This window comes from Nonomuraea sp. NPDC003214, assembly GCF_053590035.1.
In genome coordinates this window covers 195,565-213,172 of record NZ_JBSFSX010000006.1, presented here as the reverse complement: position 1 = coordinate 213,172, position 17,608 = coordinate 195,565, and the positions used below count along the sequence as shown (strand labels likewise).

20 protein-coding genes and 1 pseudogene are annotated in these 17,608 nt (G+C 74.5%); 10 read left to right on the top strand and 11 right to left on the bottom strand.

Annotated features, from left to right (window positions below):
- Window positions 1-22: 22 nt before the first annotated feature.
- The gene (locus ACWDXC_RS20060) at window positions 23-1,000 is read left to right on the top strand and encodes a zinc-binding dehydrogenase (RefSeq protein ID WP_449983966.1); all 978 of its coding nucleotides are present in this window, start codon (window positions 23-25) and stop codon (window positions 998-1,000) included.
- A 4-nt stretch (window positions 1,001-1,004) separates the two neighbouring features.
- Here the strand turns inward: ACWDXC_RS20060 and ACWDXC_RS20055 are convergent.
- Both ACWDXC_RS20055 and ACWDXC_RS20050 read right to left on the bottom strand, forming a co-directional pair.
- Window positions 1,005-1,997, bottom strand: a pseudogene (locus ACWDXC_RS20055) (RNA polymerase sigma factor); the annotation flags it as partial.
- Window positions 1,998-2,109: 112 nt separating this feature from the next.
- Window positions 2,110-2,874, bottom strand: a complete 765-nt coding sequence (locus ACWDXC_RS20050) for a protein phosphatase 2C domain-containing protein (protein ID WP_449983963.1) — start codon at window positions 2,872-2,874, stop codon at window positions 2,110-2,112.
- Window positions 2,875-3,019: 145 nt separating this feature from the next.
- On the opposite strand from ACWDXC_RS20050, the gene ACWDXC_RS20045 reads away from it, so the two are divergent.
- Window positions 3,020-3,781 carry a class I SAM-dependent DNA methyltransferase gene (locus ACWDXC_RS20045; RefSeq protein WP_219508115.1) on the top strand — a complete coding sequence of 254 codons (762 nt, stop codon included), beginning with the start codon at window positions 3,020-3,022 and terminating at the stop codon, window positions 3,779-3,781.
- Between the two features lie 25 nt (window positions 3,782-3,806).
- Window positions 3,807-4,763 carry an adenosine deaminase gene (add, locus tag ACWDXC_RS20040; RefSeq protein ID WP_449983960.1) on the top strand — a complete coding sequence of 319 codons (957 nt, stop codon included), beginning with the start codon at window positions 3,807-3,809 and terminating at the stop codon, window positions 4,761-4,763.
- A gap of 474 nt (window positions 4,764-5,237) precedes the next feature.
- Here add and ACWDXC_RS20035 read toward each other — a convergent pair whose 3' ends face one another.
- Window positions 5,238-6,362, bottom strand: coding sequence for a winged helix DNA-binding domain-containing protein (locus ACWDXC_RS20035; RefSeq protein ID WP_449983958.1), 1,125 nt, complete (start codon window positions 6,360-6,362; stop codon window positions 5,238-5,240).
- A gap of 108 nt (window positions 6,363-6,470) precedes the next feature.
- Between ACWDXC_RS20035 and ACWDXC_RS20030 the strand changes: the two genes are divergently transcribed.
- Window positions 6,471-7,055, top strand: a complete 585-nt coding sequence (locus ACWDXC_RS20030) for an ArsR/SmtB family transcription factor (RefSeq protein ID WP_219508120.1) — start codon at window positions 6,471-6,473, stop codon at window positions 7,053-7,055.
- Between the two features lies 1 nt (window position 7,056).
- Window positions 7,057-7,770: an SRPBCC family protein gene (locus ACWDXC_RS20025; RefSeq protein WP_449983953.1), complete on the top strand. Its 714-nt coding sequence runs from the start codon at window positions 7,057-7,059 to the stop codon at window positions 7,768-7,770.
- Here the strand turns inward: ACWDXC_RS20025 and ACWDXC_RS20020 are convergent.
- The 4 genes from ACWDXC_RS20020 to ACWDXC_RS20005 are packed head-to-tail and all read right to left on the bottom strand — an operon-like array spanning window position 7,761 to window position 10,450.
- A complete protein-coding gene (locus ACWDXC_RS20020) occupies window positions 7,761-8,303 on the bottom strand; it encodes a TetR/AcrR family transcriptional regulator (RefSeq protein ID WP_449983950.1) in 543 nt (180 codons plus the stop codon). The two genes, ACWDXC_RS20025 and ACWDXC_RS20020, sit on opposite strands and share 10 nt — an antisense overlap.
- Window positions 8,300-8,623: a DMT family transporter gene (locus tag ACWDXC_RS20015; protein ID WP_449983947.1), complete on the bottom strand. Its 324-nt coding sequence runs from the start codon at window positions 8,621-8,623 to the stop codon at window positions 8,300-8,302. Before ACWDXC_RS20015 ends, ACWDXC_RS20020 begins: the two co-directional genes overlap by 4 nt.
- A 43-nt stretch (window positions 8,624-8,666) precedes the next feature.
- Window positions 8,667-9,320 (bottom strand): class I SAM-dependent methyltransferase, encoded by a 654-nt coding sequence (locus ACWDXC_RS20010; protein ID WP_449983944.1) that lies wholly within the window; start codon window positions 9,318-9,320, stop codon window positions 8,667-8,669.
- Window positions 9,321-9,373: 53 nt separating this feature from the next.
- Window positions 9,374-10,450, bottom strand: a complete 1,077-nt coding sequence (locus tag ACWDXC_RS20005) for an ROK family protein (protein ID WP_449983942.1) — start codon at window positions 10,448-10,450, stop codon at window positions 9,374-9,376.
- Window positions 10,451-10,496: 46 nt separating this feature from the next.
- On the opposite strand from ACWDXC_RS20005, the gene ACWDXC_RS20000 reads away from it, so the two are divergent.
- Entirely contained in the window at window positions 10,497-11,702 is a 1,206-nt protein-coding gene (locus tag ACWDXC_RS20000; RefSeq protein WP_449983940.1) for an MFS transporter, read from the top strand.
- On the opposite strand, the gene ACWDXC_RS19995 is transcribed toward ACWDXC_RS20000, so the two are convergent.
- Window positions 11,681-11,995, bottom strand: coding sequence for a hypothetical protein (locus ACWDXC_RS19995; RefSeq protein ID WP_449983938.1), 315 nt, complete (start codon window positions 11,993-11,995; stop codon window positions 11,681-11,683). The two genes, ACWDXC_RS20000 and ACWDXC_RS19995, sit on opposite strands and share 22 nt — an antisense overlap.
- Before the next feature lie 119 nt (window positions 11,996-12,114).
- The gene (locus tag ACWDXC_RS19990; protein WP_449983936.1) at window positions 12,115-13,335 is read right to left on the bottom strand and encodes an amidohydrolase family protein; all 1,221 of its coding nucleotides are present in this window, start codon (window positions 13,333-13,335) and stop codon (window positions 12,115-12,117) included.
- Window positions 13,336-13,471: 136 nt separating this feature from the next.
- Between ACWDXC_RS19990 and ACWDXC_RS19985 the strand changes: the two genes are divergently transcribed.
- Together ACWDXC_RS19985 and ACWDXC_RS19980 are read left to right on the top strand one after the other, a co-directional pair.
- Window positions 13,472-13,969 carry a SigE family RNA polymerase sigma factor gene (locus ACWDXC_RS19985; RefSeq protein ID WP_219508137.1) on the top strand — a complete coding sequence of 166 codons (498 nt, stop codon included), beginning with the start codon at window positions 13,472-13,474 and terminating at the stop codon, window positions 13,967-13,969.
- Entirely contained in the window at window positions 13,966-14,646 is a 681-nt protein-coding gene (locus ACWDXC_RS19980; protein WP_449983932.1) for a hypothetical protein, read from the top strand. Before ACWDXC_RS19985 ends, ACWDXC_RS19980 begins: the two co-directional genes overlap by 4 nt.
- Before the next feature lie 7 nt (window positions 14,647-14,653).
- Here the strand turns inward: ACWDXC_RS19980 and ACWDXC_RS19975 are convergent, their stop codons facing one another.
- Entirely contained in the window at window positions 14,654-14,830 is a 177-nt protein-coding gene (locus tag ACWDXC_RS19975) for a hypothetical protein (protein ID WP_219508141.1), read from the bottom strand.
- A 99-nt stretch (window positions 14,831-14,929) separates the two neighbouring features.
- Here ACWDXC_RS19975 and ACWDXC_RS19970 point away from each other — a divergent pair, with 99 nt between their 5' ends.
- Both ACWDXC_RS19970 and ACWDXC_RS19965 read left to right on the top strand, forming a co-directional pair.
- Entirely contained in the window at window positions 14,930-15,385 is a 456-nt protein-coding gene (locus ACWDXC_RS19970; protein ID WP_449983930.1) for a MarR family winged helix-turn-helix transcriptional regulator, read from the top strand.
- A gap of 26 nt (window positions 15,386-15,411) precedes the next feature.
- Entirely contained in the window at window positions 15,412-16,782 is a 1,371-nt protein-coding gene (locus ACWDXC_RS19965) for a phosphotransferase (RefSeq protein WP_449983927.1), read from the top strand.
- A 34-nt stretch (window positions 16,783-16,816) separates the two neighbouring features.
- On the opposite strand, the gene ACWDXC_RS19960 is transcribed toward ACWDXC_RS19965, so the two are convergent.
- Complete coding sequence (locus ACWDXC_RS19960; protein WP_449983924.1) at window positions 16,817-17,587, bottom strand: hypothetical protein; 771 nt, start codon at window positions 17,585-17,587, stop codon at window positions 16,817-16,819.
- Window positions 17,588-17,608: the final 21 nt, after the last annotated feature.

The window sequence follows — 17,608 nt, the reverse complement described above, 5'->3', positions numbered from 1 at the left end:
CCGACTCCGAGGAGTGATCCCTGTGCGTGCGATCCAGGCGCGTGAATTCGGCGGACCCGACGTGCTCGCCGCCACCGACCTGCCCGACCCCGTCGCCGGACCCGGCCAGGTCGTCATCGGGCTGGCCGCCGCCGACGTCATCTACCTCGACACCCTGCTGCGCCGAGGCTGGGGCGTCGAGATGTTCCCCAGGACGCCCCCGTACGTGCCCGGCACCGGCGGCGCGGGCACCGTCCTTTCCACCGGCGAAGGCGTGGACCCGGGCTGGACCGGCCGCCGCGTCGTCGCCAGCCTCGGCAGCGGCTACGCCGAGCAGGTCGTCGCCGGCGTCGAGGAGCTCACCGAGCTGCCCGGGAACGTGAGCTTCGAGCAGGCGGCCGCCGTCCTGCACGACGGCGTCACCGCGCTCATGCTCACCCGGCTGGGACCCCCCGAGAAGGACGAGTGGGTGCTGGTGACCGCCGCCGCCGGAGGCGCCGGATCGACGCTCGTGCAGCTCGCCCGCGACGCCGGCGCCCGCGTCGTCGCCGCCGCCCGGGGCGGGCGCAAGCTCGGCCTCGCCCGCGAGCTGGGCGCCGAGCACACCGTCGACTACAGCGAGGAAGGCTGGCAGGAGCGCGTCCGCGACCTGACCGGCGGCGGCGCCCGGCTCGTCTTCGACGGCGCGGGCGGCGAGCTCGGCCGCGCGGCGTTCGAGGCGGTCGCCGACGGCGGCCGGTTCGTCACCTACGGCACTGCCGACGGCGGTTTCGCCCAGATCGACGAGGAGGAGGCCGCGCGCCGCAGCGTGGACGCGGTCAACGCCCTCGCGTCGGGGCCGCCCGACCCGGCGGACTCCAGGGCATGGCTCGCCGAGGCGCTCGACCTGGTCGCCCGGGGCCGCCTGCGCCCGGTCATCGGCGCCACCTTCCCGCTGGAGCGGGCCCGCGACGCCCACGTCTCGCTGGAGGAGCGCCGCACGATCGGCAAGTCGCTCCTGCTGGTCGGTCCGGACCGGTAGCGGCTCAGCCCAGGTAGTCGCGCAGCGCCATCGCCCGTGACGGGTGACGCAGCTTGGACATCGTCTTGGCCTCGATCTGGCGGATGCGCTCGCGCGTCACCCCGTAGATGCGCCCGATCTCGTCCAGCGTCATCGGCTTGCCGTCGACCAGGCCGTAACGCATCGAGATCACCCCCGCCTCCCGCTCCGACAGCTCGTCGAGCAGGGCGCGCAACTGCTGCTGGAGCAGCGTGAAGGAGACGGCGTCGGCGGGGGAGACCGCCTCGGTGTCCTCGATGAGGTCGCCGAACTCGCTGTCGCCCTCCTCACCCAGCGGCGTGTGCAGCGAGATCGGCTCGCGGCCGTAGCCCTGCACCTCGACGACCCGCGCCGGGTCGAGCTCGGTCTCGGCCGCGATCTCCTCGGGGGTGGGCTCGCGGCCCAGGTCGATCTGCAGGCGCCGCTGGGCCCGCGCCACCTTGTTGATCAGCTCGACCATGTGCACCGGGATGCGGATCGTCCGCGCCTGGTCGGCCATCGCCCGGGTGATCGCCTGCTTGATCCACCAGGTGGCGTAGGTGGAGAACTTGTAGCCCAGGCGGTAGTCGAACTTCTCGATCGTGCGGATCAGCCCCAGGTTGCCTTCCTGGATCAGGTCGAGGAACAGCATCCCGCGGCCCGTATAGCGCTTGGCGATCGACACCACCAGCCGCAGGTTGGCCTCCAGCATGCGGCGCTTGGCCCGCTCGCCGTCGTCGGCGATCCACTCCAGGTCGGCCCGCAGCTCGCGGTCGAGGCCGGGCTCGGTGTCGAGGCGCTCCCTGGCGAACAGCCCGGCCTCGATCCGCTTGGCCAGCTCGATCTCCTGATCGGCGGTCAGGAGGGGCACCCGCCCGATCTCCTTCAGGTATGTCTTGACGGAATCGGCGCTGACGGACACGCCGTCAGCGGGGGTTTCGTCCAGTTCGAGAGCCTCTGCTGTTTGGGTCAAGACAATCTCCTCGCTCGGGTCGGACGGGATCGGGCGTCACAGGGGCGGGCCATCGACCTCCAAAGCGTGTCTTCCCCTTCAAGCTACCCAACGCCTACGACAGGTTGTGACCGCCGTCTCAGAGTCGGCCCAGGCCGGCTCACAGGACAGCACTCACGGACATCCAGGCCGCCGTCGCGTCGTCGTGGCGCTTGCCGCTGACCGGGCCGCGCTCGCGCTCCAGACGGCGCACCTCGGCGATCAGCGCCTCCGGCTCCCGCGCCCCCTCGACCAGGTCCGCCCAGGCGCGCCCGTACCAGTCGGCCAGCCGCGTGACGCCGTCGGTGAACAGCGCGACCCCGCTCAGCCCGGCGGCCTCGGCCGTGCCGGTCAGCGCCCGCGCGGCGGCCGACGGGCAGGTGCTCGCCACCCAGAAGCCGCCCGGCCGGTTGCGCAGCGACGACACGAGCTCCACCGAGTACGGCCGCCCGCCCGGCAGGCGGTCGAGCCGGTCGTCGCGCACCACCGTCACGCCGCCGTCGCGCCCCCGCAACCCGATCGCCGAGTCGCACAGCACCAGGTAGTCGAGCCGGTCGCCGCGCAGCCGGGCCAGCGCGGCCGTGGCCGACGGCGAATCGGGGTTCGACAGGTCGCAGGTGCCCGCGTGCCGCGCCATCACGTCCGCGATCGCCCCGGCCAGCACGTCCGCCAGCGGCTCGCCGCCGTCCATCCGCGCCGCCACCCCGATGGCCAGCGCCCGCACCAGCCACCGCACGTCGTGCACGCACCCGGACGGGACGCCGGGCGGCGCGCTCGCCCCGTCGAACAGCGCCACCCACGACGGCCCGGCGACGACGTAGTCCTCGTTGCGGTGCTCGCCGCCCCGCGCCGGGGCGGCGGCGGTCGCGTAACGGACGTGTGGCATCGAACTCCCAGCGGGCGCTCCGCCGCCCAGAAAGCCTGGGCAAACGGGCATCCAAGATTGTCACGTGAGCCGAGGGCACGGCCGGGTAGCTGACTTACATTCCCATCATGAAGGCCCAGTCCACTGACTTTTGGCGGTGCCCCTCGTGACACGCCCCCGTTCGAGCCTGGCGCACCAGGCGTCCTACGCGCTCAGGCACCCGCACAAGGTGATCCCGCACCTGCGGCGGCTGGCCCGCGACACCTGGCTGCGCCTGCACAGCCGCGACCACATCTCCTACTACCGGGCGGTCATGCGGTCCGACACCGCGCGCAGCCCCGAGGGCGCGGTCGGCTCCCACACGCACAAGCGCTGGCTGGCCCTGGGCCAGATGCAGTTCGACTACCTGCTGGAGCACGGGCTCAAGCCCGAGTGCCGGATGCTGGAGATCGGCTGCGGCAACCTGCGGGCCGGCCGGCTGTTCATCGACTACCTGCACACCGGCAACTACTACGGCATCGACATCTCGCCCGACATCCTCATGGCCGCGCAGGACACCGTCGCCGACCACGGACTGCGCGACAAGCTGCCGCACCTCACCCCGGTCCGCGACCTGCGCTTCGCGTTCCTGCCGGACGAGCACTTCGACGTCGTGCACGCGCACAGCGTCTTCTCGCACTCGCCGCTGGAGGTGATCGACGAGTGCTTCGCCCACGTCGGGCGGATCATGCGGCCCGACGGCTGGTTCGACTTCACCTTCGACCGCACCGAGGGCAAGGAGCACCAGGTGCTGCGCGAGGACTTCTACTACCGCACCGAGACGCTGGTGCGGCTGGCCGGGCAGCACGGGCTCGACGCGGTGTTCATGGACGACTGGGAGCGCACCCCGCACAAGCAGTCGAAGATCCGGGTCACCCGCAGGAGCTGACCGCCGGTGTCCTAGGGTGGCGCGCGTGAGAGACGTACGCCTGCTGCCCAAGGCTCACCTGCACGTCCACCTGGAGAGCACCGTACGCCCGGAGACCGTGCGCGACCTCGGCGGCGAGGCCCCGCCCGGACAGGGGCCCGAGCGGGGCTTCTCGAGCTTCCGCGAGTTCGCCGACCGCCGGGCGCTGGTGCGCGGGCTGCTGCGCACCGCGGACGACTTCCGCCGGATCGCCCTGGAGTTCTGCGCCGACGAGGCCGCCCAGGGCACCGGCTACACCGAGGTCACGTTCACCGCCGCCTCCCACGGCGAGCGGCTCGGCGCGCCGGAGATGCCGCTGGAGGCGGTGCTCGACGGCCTGGCCGAAGGCGGCTCCCGCTACGGCGTCGAGTGCCGCGTGCTGCTCGACCACTCGCGCCGCCGGCCCGTCGAACGGCTCTGGGCCACCTTCGAGCTGGCCCGCCGCTACGACGCGGTGATCGGCATCGGGCTGGCCGGTGACGAGAGCCACCCGCTGGCCCCGTTCGCCGAGGTGTTCGACGCGGCCAGGGACGCCGGGCTCCGGCTGGTGCACCACGCGGGCGAGTTCGCCGGGCCCGCCAGCGTCCGCGAGGCCCTCACGCTGGGCCACGCCGAGCGGCTGGGCCACGGCATCCGCGTGCTGGAGGATCCGTCGCTGGTGGCGGAGCTGCGCGAGCGGGGCGTCCCGCTGGAGGTGTGCCCCACGTCCAACGTCCTGCTCGGCATCGTCCCCTCGCTCGCCGCCCACCCGCTGCCGCGGCTGCGCGAGGCGGGGCTCGCCGTCACGCTCAACACCGACGGCGAGACCGAGCTCGCCGCCGAGTACGCGCGGGTCCGGGAGGTCTTCGGGTACGGGGACGAGGTGCTGGCGGAGCTGGCCCTGGCCGGGATCGACGCCTCCTTCGCCCGCCCCGAGCTCAAGGAACGCCTGCGCTCGGGGGTCAAGGAGTGGCTGGCGGCCTGAGCCTCCCCGCCCGGTTCGTAAACGGTCGCGCGGCAGCCTGACGCCCTTGCGCGGCCGCCGTGGCTCGCACCGTCCTTCCACTCGGACGCGTACCGTCACGCGCCGCCGCGCTGCCGGCCGCCCGCACGCGCGGACGGCGCGGGCGTACGGCCGCACCGCGCGGGACGGGCTCGTGACAGAAGGCGGCATCGCGGCGGACGGCCGCGCGACCCCGGGGGAGCGCGGTGGATCCCAGACGCAGCGCCAGGTCCGGGAGCGCGCCACGCGGCACGCCCGCGCGGGCGCCCGGTCCCGGTGGGCCGGCACGGGCGCGCGGCGGCCTCCGTGGGGCCTCGCCGGCGCGCGGCTGGTGCAGGCGGTACGGGCCCGGGTATGCGGCTGGCCTGCCATCGCGGAACTCCTCGCACAGGGCTGTCCCAGAGGGCGTACCGCCGGATGCCCGGCCTCAAGCCCAAAAACGGGCCAAGAATGTGCCTAGGCGTGCGGACCGACGGTCACCGTGCCGACGGTGAGCCGCGCCCGGGCCTCCAGGATGGCACCCACCCGGTCCACCTGCTCGCGCAACTCGCCGAGCCGGCCCGCGTCCAGCTCGCGCAGCGGCTCCACCGTGACGTCGATCCGCGACCCGGAGCGGCGCTGGTGCCACACCCCGGCCACCTGCCCGTCCACGAGCAGCACCGGGTAGTTGCCCGCCTGCCCGCCCGAGAGCGCCCGCCCCGCCGCGGCCCCCGCGTACAGCAGCTCCCTGGGCCGCCCCGCCACCACGTACGCGTCGAAGTACGGCAGCAGCCGCACCCCGGACGGCGGACCGGCCGGGACCTCGGTGTCGCCGGGCAGCACCCACGCCGGGGACCCCTCGAACGACACCTCCTCCAGCCCCGCCGAGGCGAACAGCGCGACGGCCCACGCCTTCGGCGCGCCCAGCCAGCGGGCGAACTGCTCCGGGGTCGCGGGCCCGTACGCGTGGAGGAAGGCGCGCAGCGGCCCGTCGTCGCCGGCGGCGGGCCGGAAGCCCTCCGGCGGGCCGGTGTAGGTGACCTTGCGGCCCCGCGCCGGGCCGTACACGAACGCGCCCCGGTGCGCCGCCACCCCCAGCGCCTGCCGCCAGCGCGGCCACATGCCCTGGAACGCCGGCATCACCAGGTCGCCCGCCCACGGGCCGGTGGCGGCGATCACGGCGTCGCTCAGCTCGTCGATCGTCAGGTGGGTGCCGTCCACCGCCTTGGCGATCGCCGCCACCACCTCCTCGACCTGCTCGGCCGTCATCCCCCTCTCGCCGGGGAACAGGGCGTTCCCGGGGGGCGGCGAGGACAGCATCCCGGTCCACGCGGGCAGGTCGCGGGCGGGCAGCAGGTGCACGGTGCCGCGCGGCCCGTGCGTCTTGACCAGGCTGCGCTCCTCCCACAGCGCCGTCCGCACGTCCGCGCGCGTGGCGTCCCGCAGCCGGAGCGCGATCGACAGCTCGGCCGCCGACATCACCTGCGCGTGCGCCCCGCACATGGCCGCGACCATTTCGGCGGGCGTCGCCGCGGCCGGCTCGGCCAGCCCCGCCCTGGCCAGCCGCCGGGCGCTGATCTGACGCCACGTCATCTCCACCATCACGCACTCCTTCGTTCCGTATGCCGCCACCGTAGTGACCAATGCGGAAGAACAGCTTCCGCGATGCGAGCGTTTGACAACTTATTTTTTCGGTGCCATCGTGGCCCCATGCACGAAGTCGCAGTGATCGAGGACGCCGAGGCGGCCGAGGCGTCGCTCGACCCCATGCGCTCCAGGCTGCTCGCCGAGCTGGTCGAGCCCGGTTCGGCGACGACCCTGGCCGCCAAGGTCGGCCTGGCCCGGCAGAAGGTCAACTACCATCTGCGCACGCTGGAGAAGCACGGCCTGGTCGAGCTCGTCGAGGAGCGCAAGAAGGGCAACGTGACCGAGCGGGTGATGCAGGCCAAGGCCGCGTCGTTCGTGATCTCGCCGCTGGCGCTGGCCGCCGTGCAGCCCGACCCGGCCCGGTCGCCCGACCGGCTGTCGGCGCGCTGGCTGCTGGCGCTGGCCGCCCAGCTCGTCCGTGACGTGGGCGCGCTCATCACCGGCGCGACCGAGGCGCGCAAGCGGGTGGCGACGTTCGCGATCGACGGCGAGGTTCGGTTCGCGTCGGCGGCCGACCGGGCGGCGTTCGCCGAGGAGCTGACCCAGGCCGTCACCACCCTGGTCGCGAAATATCATGACGAATCCGCCGAGGGCGGCCGCGATCATCGCCTGGTCCTGGCCGTGCACCCCTCGGTCAAGGAGGGCTGACATGGGCCACGAGTTCGAGATCCCCCAGGAGGCCCTGGTCGAGGCCACGCCCGAGCAGGTGTGGGAGGCCATCGCCACCGGGCCGGGCATCGACGCCTGGTTCATGGGCCGCAACGAGGTGGACGGCGGCGTGGTCCGCACCGCCTTCGGCGGCGCCGCCCTGCCCGGCTCCGTCGTCACCACGGCCGACCCGCCGCACCGCTTCACGCACGGCTCCGAGCCCGCCCCCGACGGGCGCTTCGTCGCCTACGACTTCCTGATCGAGGGCCGCGACCGGGGCAGCACCTCCGTCCGCCTGGTCACCAGCGGCTTCCTGCCGGGCGACGACTGGGAGGGCGAGTACGAGGCGATGTCCACCGGCCTCGCGCTGTTCTTCGCCACGCTGGTCGAATACCTCGGCCACTTCGCCGGGCGGTCCGCCACGCCGGTCACGGAGTTCGGGCCGCCCGTCACCGACTGGCCGCGCGCCTGGCGGACCCTGTACGAGCAGCTCGGCGACCCCCGGCCGGGCGACAAGGTGTTCCTGGAGCCCGCCGGTCAGACGGGCGTCGTCTACTTCGCCAACGCCCAGACCCTCGGCGTGCGCACCGGCGACGGCCTCTACCGGTTCATCCAGGGCCGGGGCGGCTCGATGGTGGCCTCCCACCACCTGTTCGGCGGCCCCGCCGACCCGGGCCCGGCCTGGCGTACGTGGCTGGAGCGGCTCTACGGCTGAGCCATGAGCGCGGCCAGGGCCCCGGCCAGGGCGTCCTGGTCGAGCGGGTCGTCGTTGACGAGCGCGTGCATGACGGCGCCGTCGACGAACACGGCGGCCCGGCGCGCCGCCTCGGGGCCGACGTGCGCGGCGAGGACCTCGGTCAGGCCGTCGTTCCACGCCCGGGCCAGCGGCCGCAGCTCGGGCCGGTGCCCGGCGGCGGCGTACATCTCGTTCCATGTCACCATCCGGTCGCGCTCGCGCAGGTAGGCGGCGGTGAGCGCGGCCAGCGTGGCGGGCACGTCGGCGGCGGAGGCGAGCTCGCCCGCCCAGCGGCGCAGCCACTCGGCGGTCAGCTCGGCCGCCGCCTCCAGCGCGGCCTCGACCAGGTCTCCGAGCGTCTTGAAGTAGTACGTCGTGGCGCCCAGCGGGACGTCCGCCCGCGCGGCCACCAGCCGGTGCGTCAGCCCGCCCACCCCGACCTCGGGGATCAGGCCGCAGGCGGCTTCGACGATGCGGCGGCGGCGCTCGGCCGGGTTGCGCGCGGCGCTCAATGCGCACCGCCGAGCTGGAGGGTGACCACCCCGGCCACCACGAGCGCCACGCCCACGACCTTGGCCCAGTTCAGCGGCTCGCTCAGGAACAGGACGCCGATGACCACGATCAGCGTGGTGCCCAGCCCCGACCACACGGCGTAGGAGAAGCCCACGCCCAGCCCCCGCGTCAGCGCCTGGGTGAGCATGTAGAACGCGCCGGCGTAGGCGGCCAGGCAGCCGAGCGTCGGCCACAGCCTGGTGAACCCCTCGGTCGACTTGAGCAGGCTGGTGGCCAGCACCTCGGCGGCGATGGCGAGGGCGAGGAACAGGTAAGCCATGACGGCCCCTCCGGGCTAGTACGTCTGTACATGTACAAGCGTACTAGAAGAGTTTGCGGGCCCGGACCGCCAGCACCATCGGGACCGGGCCGCCCGACTCGGCGAACCGCTCCGGCGCCAGCCCCGCCGCCACGAAGGCGTTCAGCAGCTCCGCCACCGGCCAGTGGCTCGCGCCCACCTTCGCCCGCACCCCCTCGCCGGTCCACGACTCCTTCGTCCAGTGCCGGTCCAGGTAGCCGGGGCGGATCACCACGGCCTCCGGGTCGCCCCGGTCGGCGAACCCGCCGCAGAAGCACGGGTGCAGCCCCACGTGCACGAGCACGCCGCCCGGCCGCAGCACCCGGGCCGCCTCGCGCAGCACGGCCGGATAGTCCGGCATGTCGGTGTGCGCCAGCACCACGACCGCCACCGGGACGCAGGCGTCGCGGACCGGCAGCCGCGCCGCGTCTCCCCGTGCGGCCGGCAGCCGGTCGCGGGCGTGCCGCAGCATCCCGGCCGACAGGTCGACGCCCGCCGGGGTCCAGCCCAGCCCGCGCAGCACCGCCGCGTGCACGCCGGTGCCGCACCCGATCTCCAGGCACGCGCCCCGGCCCTCGCCCAGCAGCTCCCGCAGCACCCGCTGGGCGCCCAGGGGGTCACCGGCGGTCAGGAACACCCCTTCGTACCAGTCCGCGATCTCGTCATAGGCAGCGTCCATCCTCCGAGCCGACCACGCGGGCGGTGGCGCGGCCAGAGGGTTCCGCCGAGGGCTTACGGCGCGCCGAACAGGTCGTCGCGGGCCGTCGACAGCCCGGTCGCCACGGCGCCGCGCAGCACCGGGTTGTCCTCGATCGCCGTGACCCGCACCTCGACGGGCACCGGCGCGAGCCCCGCCAGCCGGTCGGTCACCAGGGCGGCCAGCTCGCCGCCGCCCGCCCGGCCGACCTCCCCGGCGAGCACGACCAGGCCGGGGTCCAGCAGCGCCACCGCCGGGAACACCGCCGCCGCCACCCGCGCCGCCACCTCGCCGGCCGCCAGCCCGCGCAGGGCCGCGCCGTTCAGCACGTCGCACAGCGGCCCGCCGCCGGCGTCGAGGAAGCCGATCTCGCCCGCGCCCCCGGACACCCCCCGGCGCAGCCTGCCGTCCAGCACCACGGCCGCGCCCACCCCGTCGTCCAGCCACAGCAGCACGAAGTCGGCGCGCCCCGCCGCCGCGCCCTCCCGGTGCTCGGCCAGCGCCGCCAGGTTCACCTCGTTCTCCAGCACCACCGGCCCGTCCAGCCGGGACCGCAGCTCCCGCAGCACGCTGCCGCGCCAGCCCGGCACGTCGTTGAGCCGGGACAGGTCGCCGGTGCGCGGGTCGACCAGGCCGGGCGCGCCGACCACCACCGCGTGCAGGGGCCGCCCCCCGGCCGCCTCGGCCACCGCGCCGGCGACCAGCTCGGCGATGTCACCCGTGTCACCCGTGTCGCTCGTGTCGCCCGTCCCGTTCGCGCCGTCGCCGCCCGCGCCCACCTCGCGCCCGGCCGCGCCGGTGGTGGCGCCGGTCAGGTCGGCCACGGTCACGGTGACGGCGTCGCGGCGCACGTCCACGCCGGCCACGTGCGCCCGCCCGGCCACGATCCGGTACAGGCGGGCGTTCGGGCCCCGCCGGTGGCCCCCGGCCTCGCCGCCCGCCTCGATCAGCCCGTTGGCCTGCAGCCGCTCGATCAGGTCGGAGACCGTCGGCCGCGACAGCCCGGTCAGCGCCCTGATCTGCGGCGCGGTCAGCGGCCCGCGCTCCAGCAGCAGGTCCAGGGCCAGCCGGTCGTTGATGGCCCGGGCCGTACTCGGTGTGGCGGTGCGCACGTTGCCCCTCTATTCATTAGGAACCCTGCCTGATAATTTACCTCGCATGAGACACCCCCATCATCGTGCGATCGCCGGGGTCTTCGCGGTCCACGGCGCCGTCGGCGGCAGCCTGGCCACCAGGATGCCGTGGATCCAGGACCATCTCGGCCTCGATCCCGCGGTGCTCGGCCTCGCGCTGCTGTGCCCGGCGCTCGGCGCGCTCGTGGCGATGCCCACGGCCGGGCGGCTCGCGCACCGCTTCGGCGGGCGGGCCGCCACCCGGGCGCTGCTCGCGCTGTGGGGGACGGCGCTCGCGCTGCCCGCGCTCGCTCCCGGCCTGCCGTGGCTGTGCGCCGCCCTGCTCGTGTACGGGGCCGCCGCCGGCGCCTGCGACGTGGTGATGAACGCCCAGGGCGTCGTCGTCGAGCGGCGGCTGGGCCGGTCGATCATGTCGGGCCTGCACGGCATGTGGAGCGTCGGCAACTTCGCCGGGGCCGGCGCCGGGGCGGCGGTCGCGGCGGCGGCGATCGACGCGCGGGCGCACCTGGCGCTCATGGCCGGAACGCTGCTGCTGGCGGGGCTGGCCGTGACGCGCGGGCTGCCCGACGTGCGGCCCGAGCCGGGGGAGCAGGCGCCGCCCCGGTTCGCGGTGCCGTCGCGGGCGATCCTGGCGATCGGCCTGGTCGGGCTCTGCGCCACGGTCACCGAGCTGTCCGGGGCGCAGTGGGCCGCCGTCTACACCGTCGAGGTCACCGGCGCGGGCGAAGGGCTCGGCGCGGCCACGTACGCCGTCTTCGCCGCGTTCATGGTCGTCACCCGGCTGTGCGGCGACGCGATCGTGCGGCGGCTGGGGCCGGTGCTCGCGGTGCGGGGCGGGGCTGCGCTCGCCACGGCGGGCGCGCTCGTCGTCGCCACCGCCCACGTCCCGGCGGCGGCCGTGGCCGGGTTCGCGCTCGTCGGCGTCGGGGTGGCGGTCACCGTGCCGCTGGTGTTCGCCGCCGCCGGGAACGCGGGGCCGACACCGGGGCAGGGCGTCGCCGGGGTGGCGACGATCACATACCTGTCAGGGCTGGCCGCGCCCGCCGTCACCGGCTGGGTGGCCGGAGCCACCTCGTTCCCGGTGGCGTTCGGGCTGCTCGCCTGCGTCACGCTCGTCATGGGCGCGTGCGCCGGCGTGCTGCGGCCCCGCCGGGAGCGGGCATGGGCCGGCGCCGGCCTGGAATCCCAGACCGGCGCCGGCGAGGCAGGTCAGTCGCGCCAGCCGTCGTAGCCGTCCCAGCCGCTGTCCTCCCAGCGGTCGGCGTTGTTCCAGCGGCCGAAGTCGCCGTAGTCGCCGCGGTCGGCGTCGTTGTCCCGGTTGTAGTAGTGGTGGTGGCCCTTGCAGGCCTCGAACAGCTTCGAGCCCGCCTTGACCGAGTTGTGGTCGACGTTGAGCCACGAGCTGGAGCCTTCGGCGCCGTAGTAGCACACGTTCGAGCTGTCGCTGACGTTCGCCGCGGCCGGACCGGCCATGGCGGCCGCCGCCAGAAGCGCGCCCCCGGCGACGATAAGAATACCCTTCATGATCTCCCCTTGATCACGAACTGCCATTGAGTCGTCACTATACGTATCCATCCGGAGGAGTGATAACACGCCACGCCCAGGCGTCGATTGAGTATTACTCCTGGTCAGATACGCCCAAGTCAGGCCGCGGGGGTCACGCGGACGCCCCGGCGCCACATGGCGGAGATCGCGCGGGTGTCCGTGATGTCGCGGGTGGGGTCGCCGTCGACGAGCAGCAGGTCGGCCAGCAGCCCGGCGGCCACCCGGCCCCGGTCGGTCAGGCCGAAGTGGCGGGCCGGGACGCTCGTGGCGGCGGCCAGCGCCTCCTCCGGCGTGAGCCCGGCCTGCGTGAGCAGCACCAGCTCGCGGTGCATGCCGGCGCCGTGGATCGGCGCGAACATGTTCGCGTCCGTGCCCGCCAGCAGCGGCACCCCGGCCCGGTGCAGCTCGCGGGCGGAGTGCAGGGCGTTGACCGACCCGGCCGTCGGCACCGGGACCGCCGACAGGTCGCGGCCGGGGGCCGTCCTGAGCCGCTCGGGCAGCCGGGCGGCCACGCGCGGGTCGCACACCAGCTCCAGGCCGCTCTCGTCGCCGGTGACGGCCTCGAAGTAGGACAGGGTACTGACCACGTACACGCCCTGCGCGGCGATCCTGGCCGCCAGGTCCCCGGCCGCGGCGCCGCCCGGCGCGGCGTCGCTGACGACGTGGGCCAGGCCGTCGATGCCCGCGTCGAGGGCCACCAGCGCGTCACGCACCGTGACGGCGTGCCCGATCGCCCGCAGCCCGGCCGCGTGCGCGGCCTCCACCAGCGCGGCCACGGTGCCCGGCGACAGCGCCGGCAGGCTCAGGCCGCCCGTCGAGCCGTCGTCGATCACGATCTTCAGGTAGTCGGCGCCCTGCTTCAGCCGCGCCTCGACGAACGCCTCGGCCTCGTGCGCCCCCGCCACCGTGTCGAACGGCCCGGCCGCGTCGCCCAGGTGGGCCAGGTTCGCCGCCTCGGCCGCCATGATCTGGCTCGGATGCCCGCCGGGGGCCGTCGCCAGCACGCCGGGGCTGCGGATGTCGGCCACGTCGTTCCGCTCGGCGGCGGTGCGGCGCTGCCTGGCCAGGTTCGACGGCAGGCAGAACATGTCCAGCTCCGTCGTCACGCCGAACGCCACCGCCTGGGCGAGCGCGCCGTCGAAGGCGTGGGTGTGCGCGTCGATCAGGCCCGGGAGCAGCGTCTTGCCGGAGCCGTCGACGGTGACGTCCACGGGCGCGCCGTCGGGGCCGGCGATCCGCTCGCCGTCGATGAGCACGTCCGCCCGCTGGAGGGTCCGCTCGCCGTCGAAGACGCGGACGCCGGTGATGAGAGTACGCAAGGTGGCCTCCACATGATTGGGAGCCTGATAGTAAGATGTCTAACTATTAGAGGTCAAATCAGCAGTCTTGTCACCCTGGGCACCCCGTCAGGTGGTGGTTCACCGTGAGAGCGTTTCGCCCCAGGAGAGGAACGACATGGCAGACGGGTTCGCCGAGTACGTCGCGCAACGGCACGAACGCCTGTGCCGCACGGCGTACCTGCTCACCCGGGACTGGGCCGCCGCCGAGGACCTGGTGCAGACGTCACTGGTCAAAGCCTGGGCGGCCTGGCCCAGAATCGACGGCGACCCCGACCGGTACGTGTACCGGATCATCGCCAACACGCACGCCTCCTGGTGGAGGCGGCGCTGGCGGGGCGAGGTGCCCACAGAGGTGCTGCCCGACAGCCGCGCGCACGGCGACATCGCCCGGCCGGTCGCCGAGAGGGCGGCCCTGTGGGCGGCGACCGGCGCCCTGCCCCCGCGCCAGCGGGCGGCGATCGTCCTGCGCTACTTCGCCGACCTGCCCGTGGAGCAGGTGGCCGCCACCCTCGGCTGCTCCACCGGCGCCGTCAAGAAGCACCTGGCCAGAGGCCTGGCGCGGCTGCGGGTGGATCCGGCGGTGCACGACCTGGAACTGGAGGAGATCAGGTGACCCGCTACACCGAGCACGACCTGCGTACGGTGTTCGCCGACTACAGCGACGGCGGCCCCGGGCGGCCGCGCTCACCCCGCCTGGACGAGCTGGTCCGCCGGGGGCGCGCCCGGCGGCGGCGCGCCCGCACGACGACGGGCGCGCTGCTCGCGGGCGCGGCGGCCGCGCTCGCCGTGTTCGTCACCGTGCCCTTCACGGGCGGCGGCGTTGACGCGGTACGGGTCGCGCCCGGCGTCGAACTGCCCGAGGAGATCACGGGCGGCAACCAGGAACGGCTGCGGCTGATCGCGTCGGCCGCCGGCGAGACCCTGGGCGACCACGTCACCGTGACGTTCCGGCCCACGAGCGTCCGCACCGCCTACTCCGTACGCTGCGCCGACCCTGACGCCTGGGTGCTGGTGCGGTCCGTCGGCGACGCCGACGGGTGGAGCGACCTGGGCCGCTGCGGGGAGCGGACCGGCCCCGGCCCGGACTCCCAGTACCACGCGGGCTCCGTCAGGCCTGACTGGCTCCGGGCGCAGCAGGCGATCGAGGTGTGGGTCTTCCCCGCCGGAGCCCCGGTCGGCGACCCCCGCTTCCACGGTCAGAAGCTCGTCGCCGACCCCGAAGCCCTGAAGAAGGTCGCGGGCACCCGGCCGGGCCGCTGGGCGGTCGCCGTCTACGACCAGCCCGGGTAGCCGCCGGTCAGGAGAAGTGCATGACGATGGCCAGCCCGACGACGTGCATCGCCACGACCACCACGAGCAGCGCGACGAACACGAACTTGGCCGGCCCGTGCTCGAAGTGCTTGCCCTCCTTCAGAGGGGGCAGCTTGGCCTGCCGCTCGGCGATGCGCTCCTCCAGCGGCTTACGGTGAAACATGCGTCCCTCCATGGGTCGCTCAAGGTTTGCGTGGCAATTCTTGGTACGCTAATACTTTGTACACAAACTACTTTACCCGAGGCCTCCGGAGGCCCGCACATGGACACCACGGAAGAGGCGGCGGACCTGCTCGCGCTGGACCGGCAGGTCTGCTTCGCCCTCAGCATCGCCTCACGCAGCGTGATCGGCCTCTACCGGCCGCTGCTGCAGCCCATGGGGCTGACCCACCCGCAGTACCTGGCCATGCTCGCCCTCTGGCAGCACGAGCCCCTGTCCGTCAAGGAGCTGGGGGAGCTGCTCCAGCTCGACCCCGGCACCATGTCCCCGCTGCTCAAACGGCTCCAGGCGCTCGGCTACATCCACCGCGAGCGCAACAGCCAGGACGAGCGCGCCCTCGTCGTCACCCTCACCCCCGCCGGGCGGCAGCTCAGGGCGGAGGCGGAGAAGATCCCGCCCGCCATCGTCGCCCGGCTCGGCATGAGCCTCGACGAGCTCCAGAACCTGCACCAGGCGCTCACGCGGGTCATCGCCGCCGCGCACCGCGACCCCGCCTGACCCTCCTCCCGGGTAGGTTCGCGGGCATGGAAGATCGTCCCGACGACCTCAGCGACCGCGACCTGCTGACAGCCCTGGAGGCGTGGGGGCTCGGCCCCGTGACGCTCGACTACGCGCCGGTCGGGTTCGGCGACTACCACTGGATCGCCACCGGCACCGCCGGCCGCTGGTTCGTCACCGCCGTGGATCTCGCCGCCAAGCCGCCGACCGGCCTCGCCGACCTGCGCCGCGCCATGGACACCGCCGCCGCCCTGCACGCCACGCTCCGGCCGTCCGCCGCCGTGGTCGCACCCCTCCCGTCCCGCGACGGCTCGACGACCGTACGGACCGGGCCGCGCCACGCCGTCACCGTCTTCCCGTACGTGGACGGGGTCGCCGGGCACTTCGGCGAGCGGCTGCCCCAGGTGCGGCGGGACGCCCTCATCGACCTGCTCGCCACCCTCCACCGCGCCCCCACCCCCGCTTCCACCCCCACGGCCCCCCTCACCCTGCCCCGCCGTGACCGCCTGGAGGCAGCCCTGACCGAAGCGCTGGCGAACGCCGACGCCGGGCAGGAACCAACCCCCCAGACCAGAGCAACCGCCCCCGAAGCCGCACGCACAACCGGAAGCACGGACGAAGGGGCGAACGCGGGCACAGACCAGAGCGCGGTCGCAGACCGGAGCGTGGGGACCGGAGCGGACGCGGGGACCGGAACGCGCGGCGCCACCGGCACGGGAAGCGCGGCCCGATCCGGGGCGGGGGTGGGCGCTGGCACCCGGGGCGCTGCGGATCCCGAGGCCGGGGTGCGCAGCGGCACGGGAAGCGCGGCCGGATCCGGGGTCCGGCCCAGCGGCGGGGGTGGGGACGCGGCGGGGTCCGGGGTCCGGTCGGGCGGCGGGGCGCAGGACGTGGCGGAGGCCAGGACCCGGGCGGGTGGCGTCGTTGGGGGAGTGGCTGGGGCAGGGGGTGGCTGGCGGGGTGGGCCGTATTCGGAGCCGGCGCGGGCGCTCGTGGCCGCGCGGGCGGGCGGGCTGCGGCGGGCGCTCGAGCGCTTCGACCGGCTGGCCCGCGAGGTGCGGGGGCCGTTCGTCGTCACGCACGGGGAGCCGCACCCCGGCAACCTGCTCTGGCGGGACGGGCGGCCGGCGCTGGTCGACTGGGACACGGTCGGCCTGGCCCCGCCCGAGCGGGACCTGTGGCTCGCCGCCCCGGCGGAACGCGACCTGGCTCGCTACGAGGCCGCCACCGGCAGGCGCCCGGACCCGTCGGCGCTGGCCCTCTACCGGCTGCGCTGGGACCTCGACGACGTGTGCGACTTCCTCGACTGGTTCCGGGCCCCGCACGGCCGCACCCCCGACACGGAGGTGGCGTGGCGCGGCCTGGAGGACGCCCTGGAGCGCTTCTCCCGCCCCTGACCGCACCCGCCGCACCCGCCACGCCCGCCAGGGGCTATTCCTTGCCCGTGTAGACCTGGCTCGCGGGCGGCGCCTTGATCGTCTGGCGGTGGCCCCAGCCCTCGTACGCCGTCCGGGTGCTGACCTCGTCGCCCGGCGAGGTCGAGTTGCCGCCGAACCCGTGGGCCGTCGCCAGGTAGGTCGTCCTCAGCTGCCTGGGCAGCCGGTCGGCCCCCACGGTGAGCGTGTAGCGGATGACCTCGTCGTCCTGCTCGCCCACCAGGACCGACCGCGCCCACGGGGACGCCTTCGCCAGTTGCTTGAACGTGATGCTGCCCGTGTAGGTCCGGCCCGACCGCTTGGCGCCCTTGATCAGCGCCTTGAGCGCCTCCGGCTCGGCGGCGTTGACCGGCTGGGTGTAGAAGGCGGTCAGCCCGGCGGGCAGCGGCCGGTGGGTCCTGGTCCAGGTCTTGCCCTTGGGCAGCCCCTCGCCGAACAGCTTGTTGCGGACGTAGGAGACCTTCCCGACGGTGATGACGCGTTCGTCGTCGAGGTAGGTGTGCACCCGTTCCTTCTCGGTGTGCTTGACCGAGATGTCCGAGGCGGCGAACCCGGACTTTCCGTACTGGAACGCGCCGCGACGGGTCAGCAGCTCGCTCTTGCCGGCGAGCTCGACGTAGGAGGCGACCTCGGTGAACCGCACCCCCTTGCCCGGCCCCGAACGGCTCTTGAGCGCGGCGACCGGGTCGGCGGGCGCGGCGGCGGCGGCCGGGGCGGGCGTGGCGAGGAACGCGCCCGCCAGGAGCGCGGCGACGACCAGCTTCATCTCTGGGGGAATCCTTCCGAT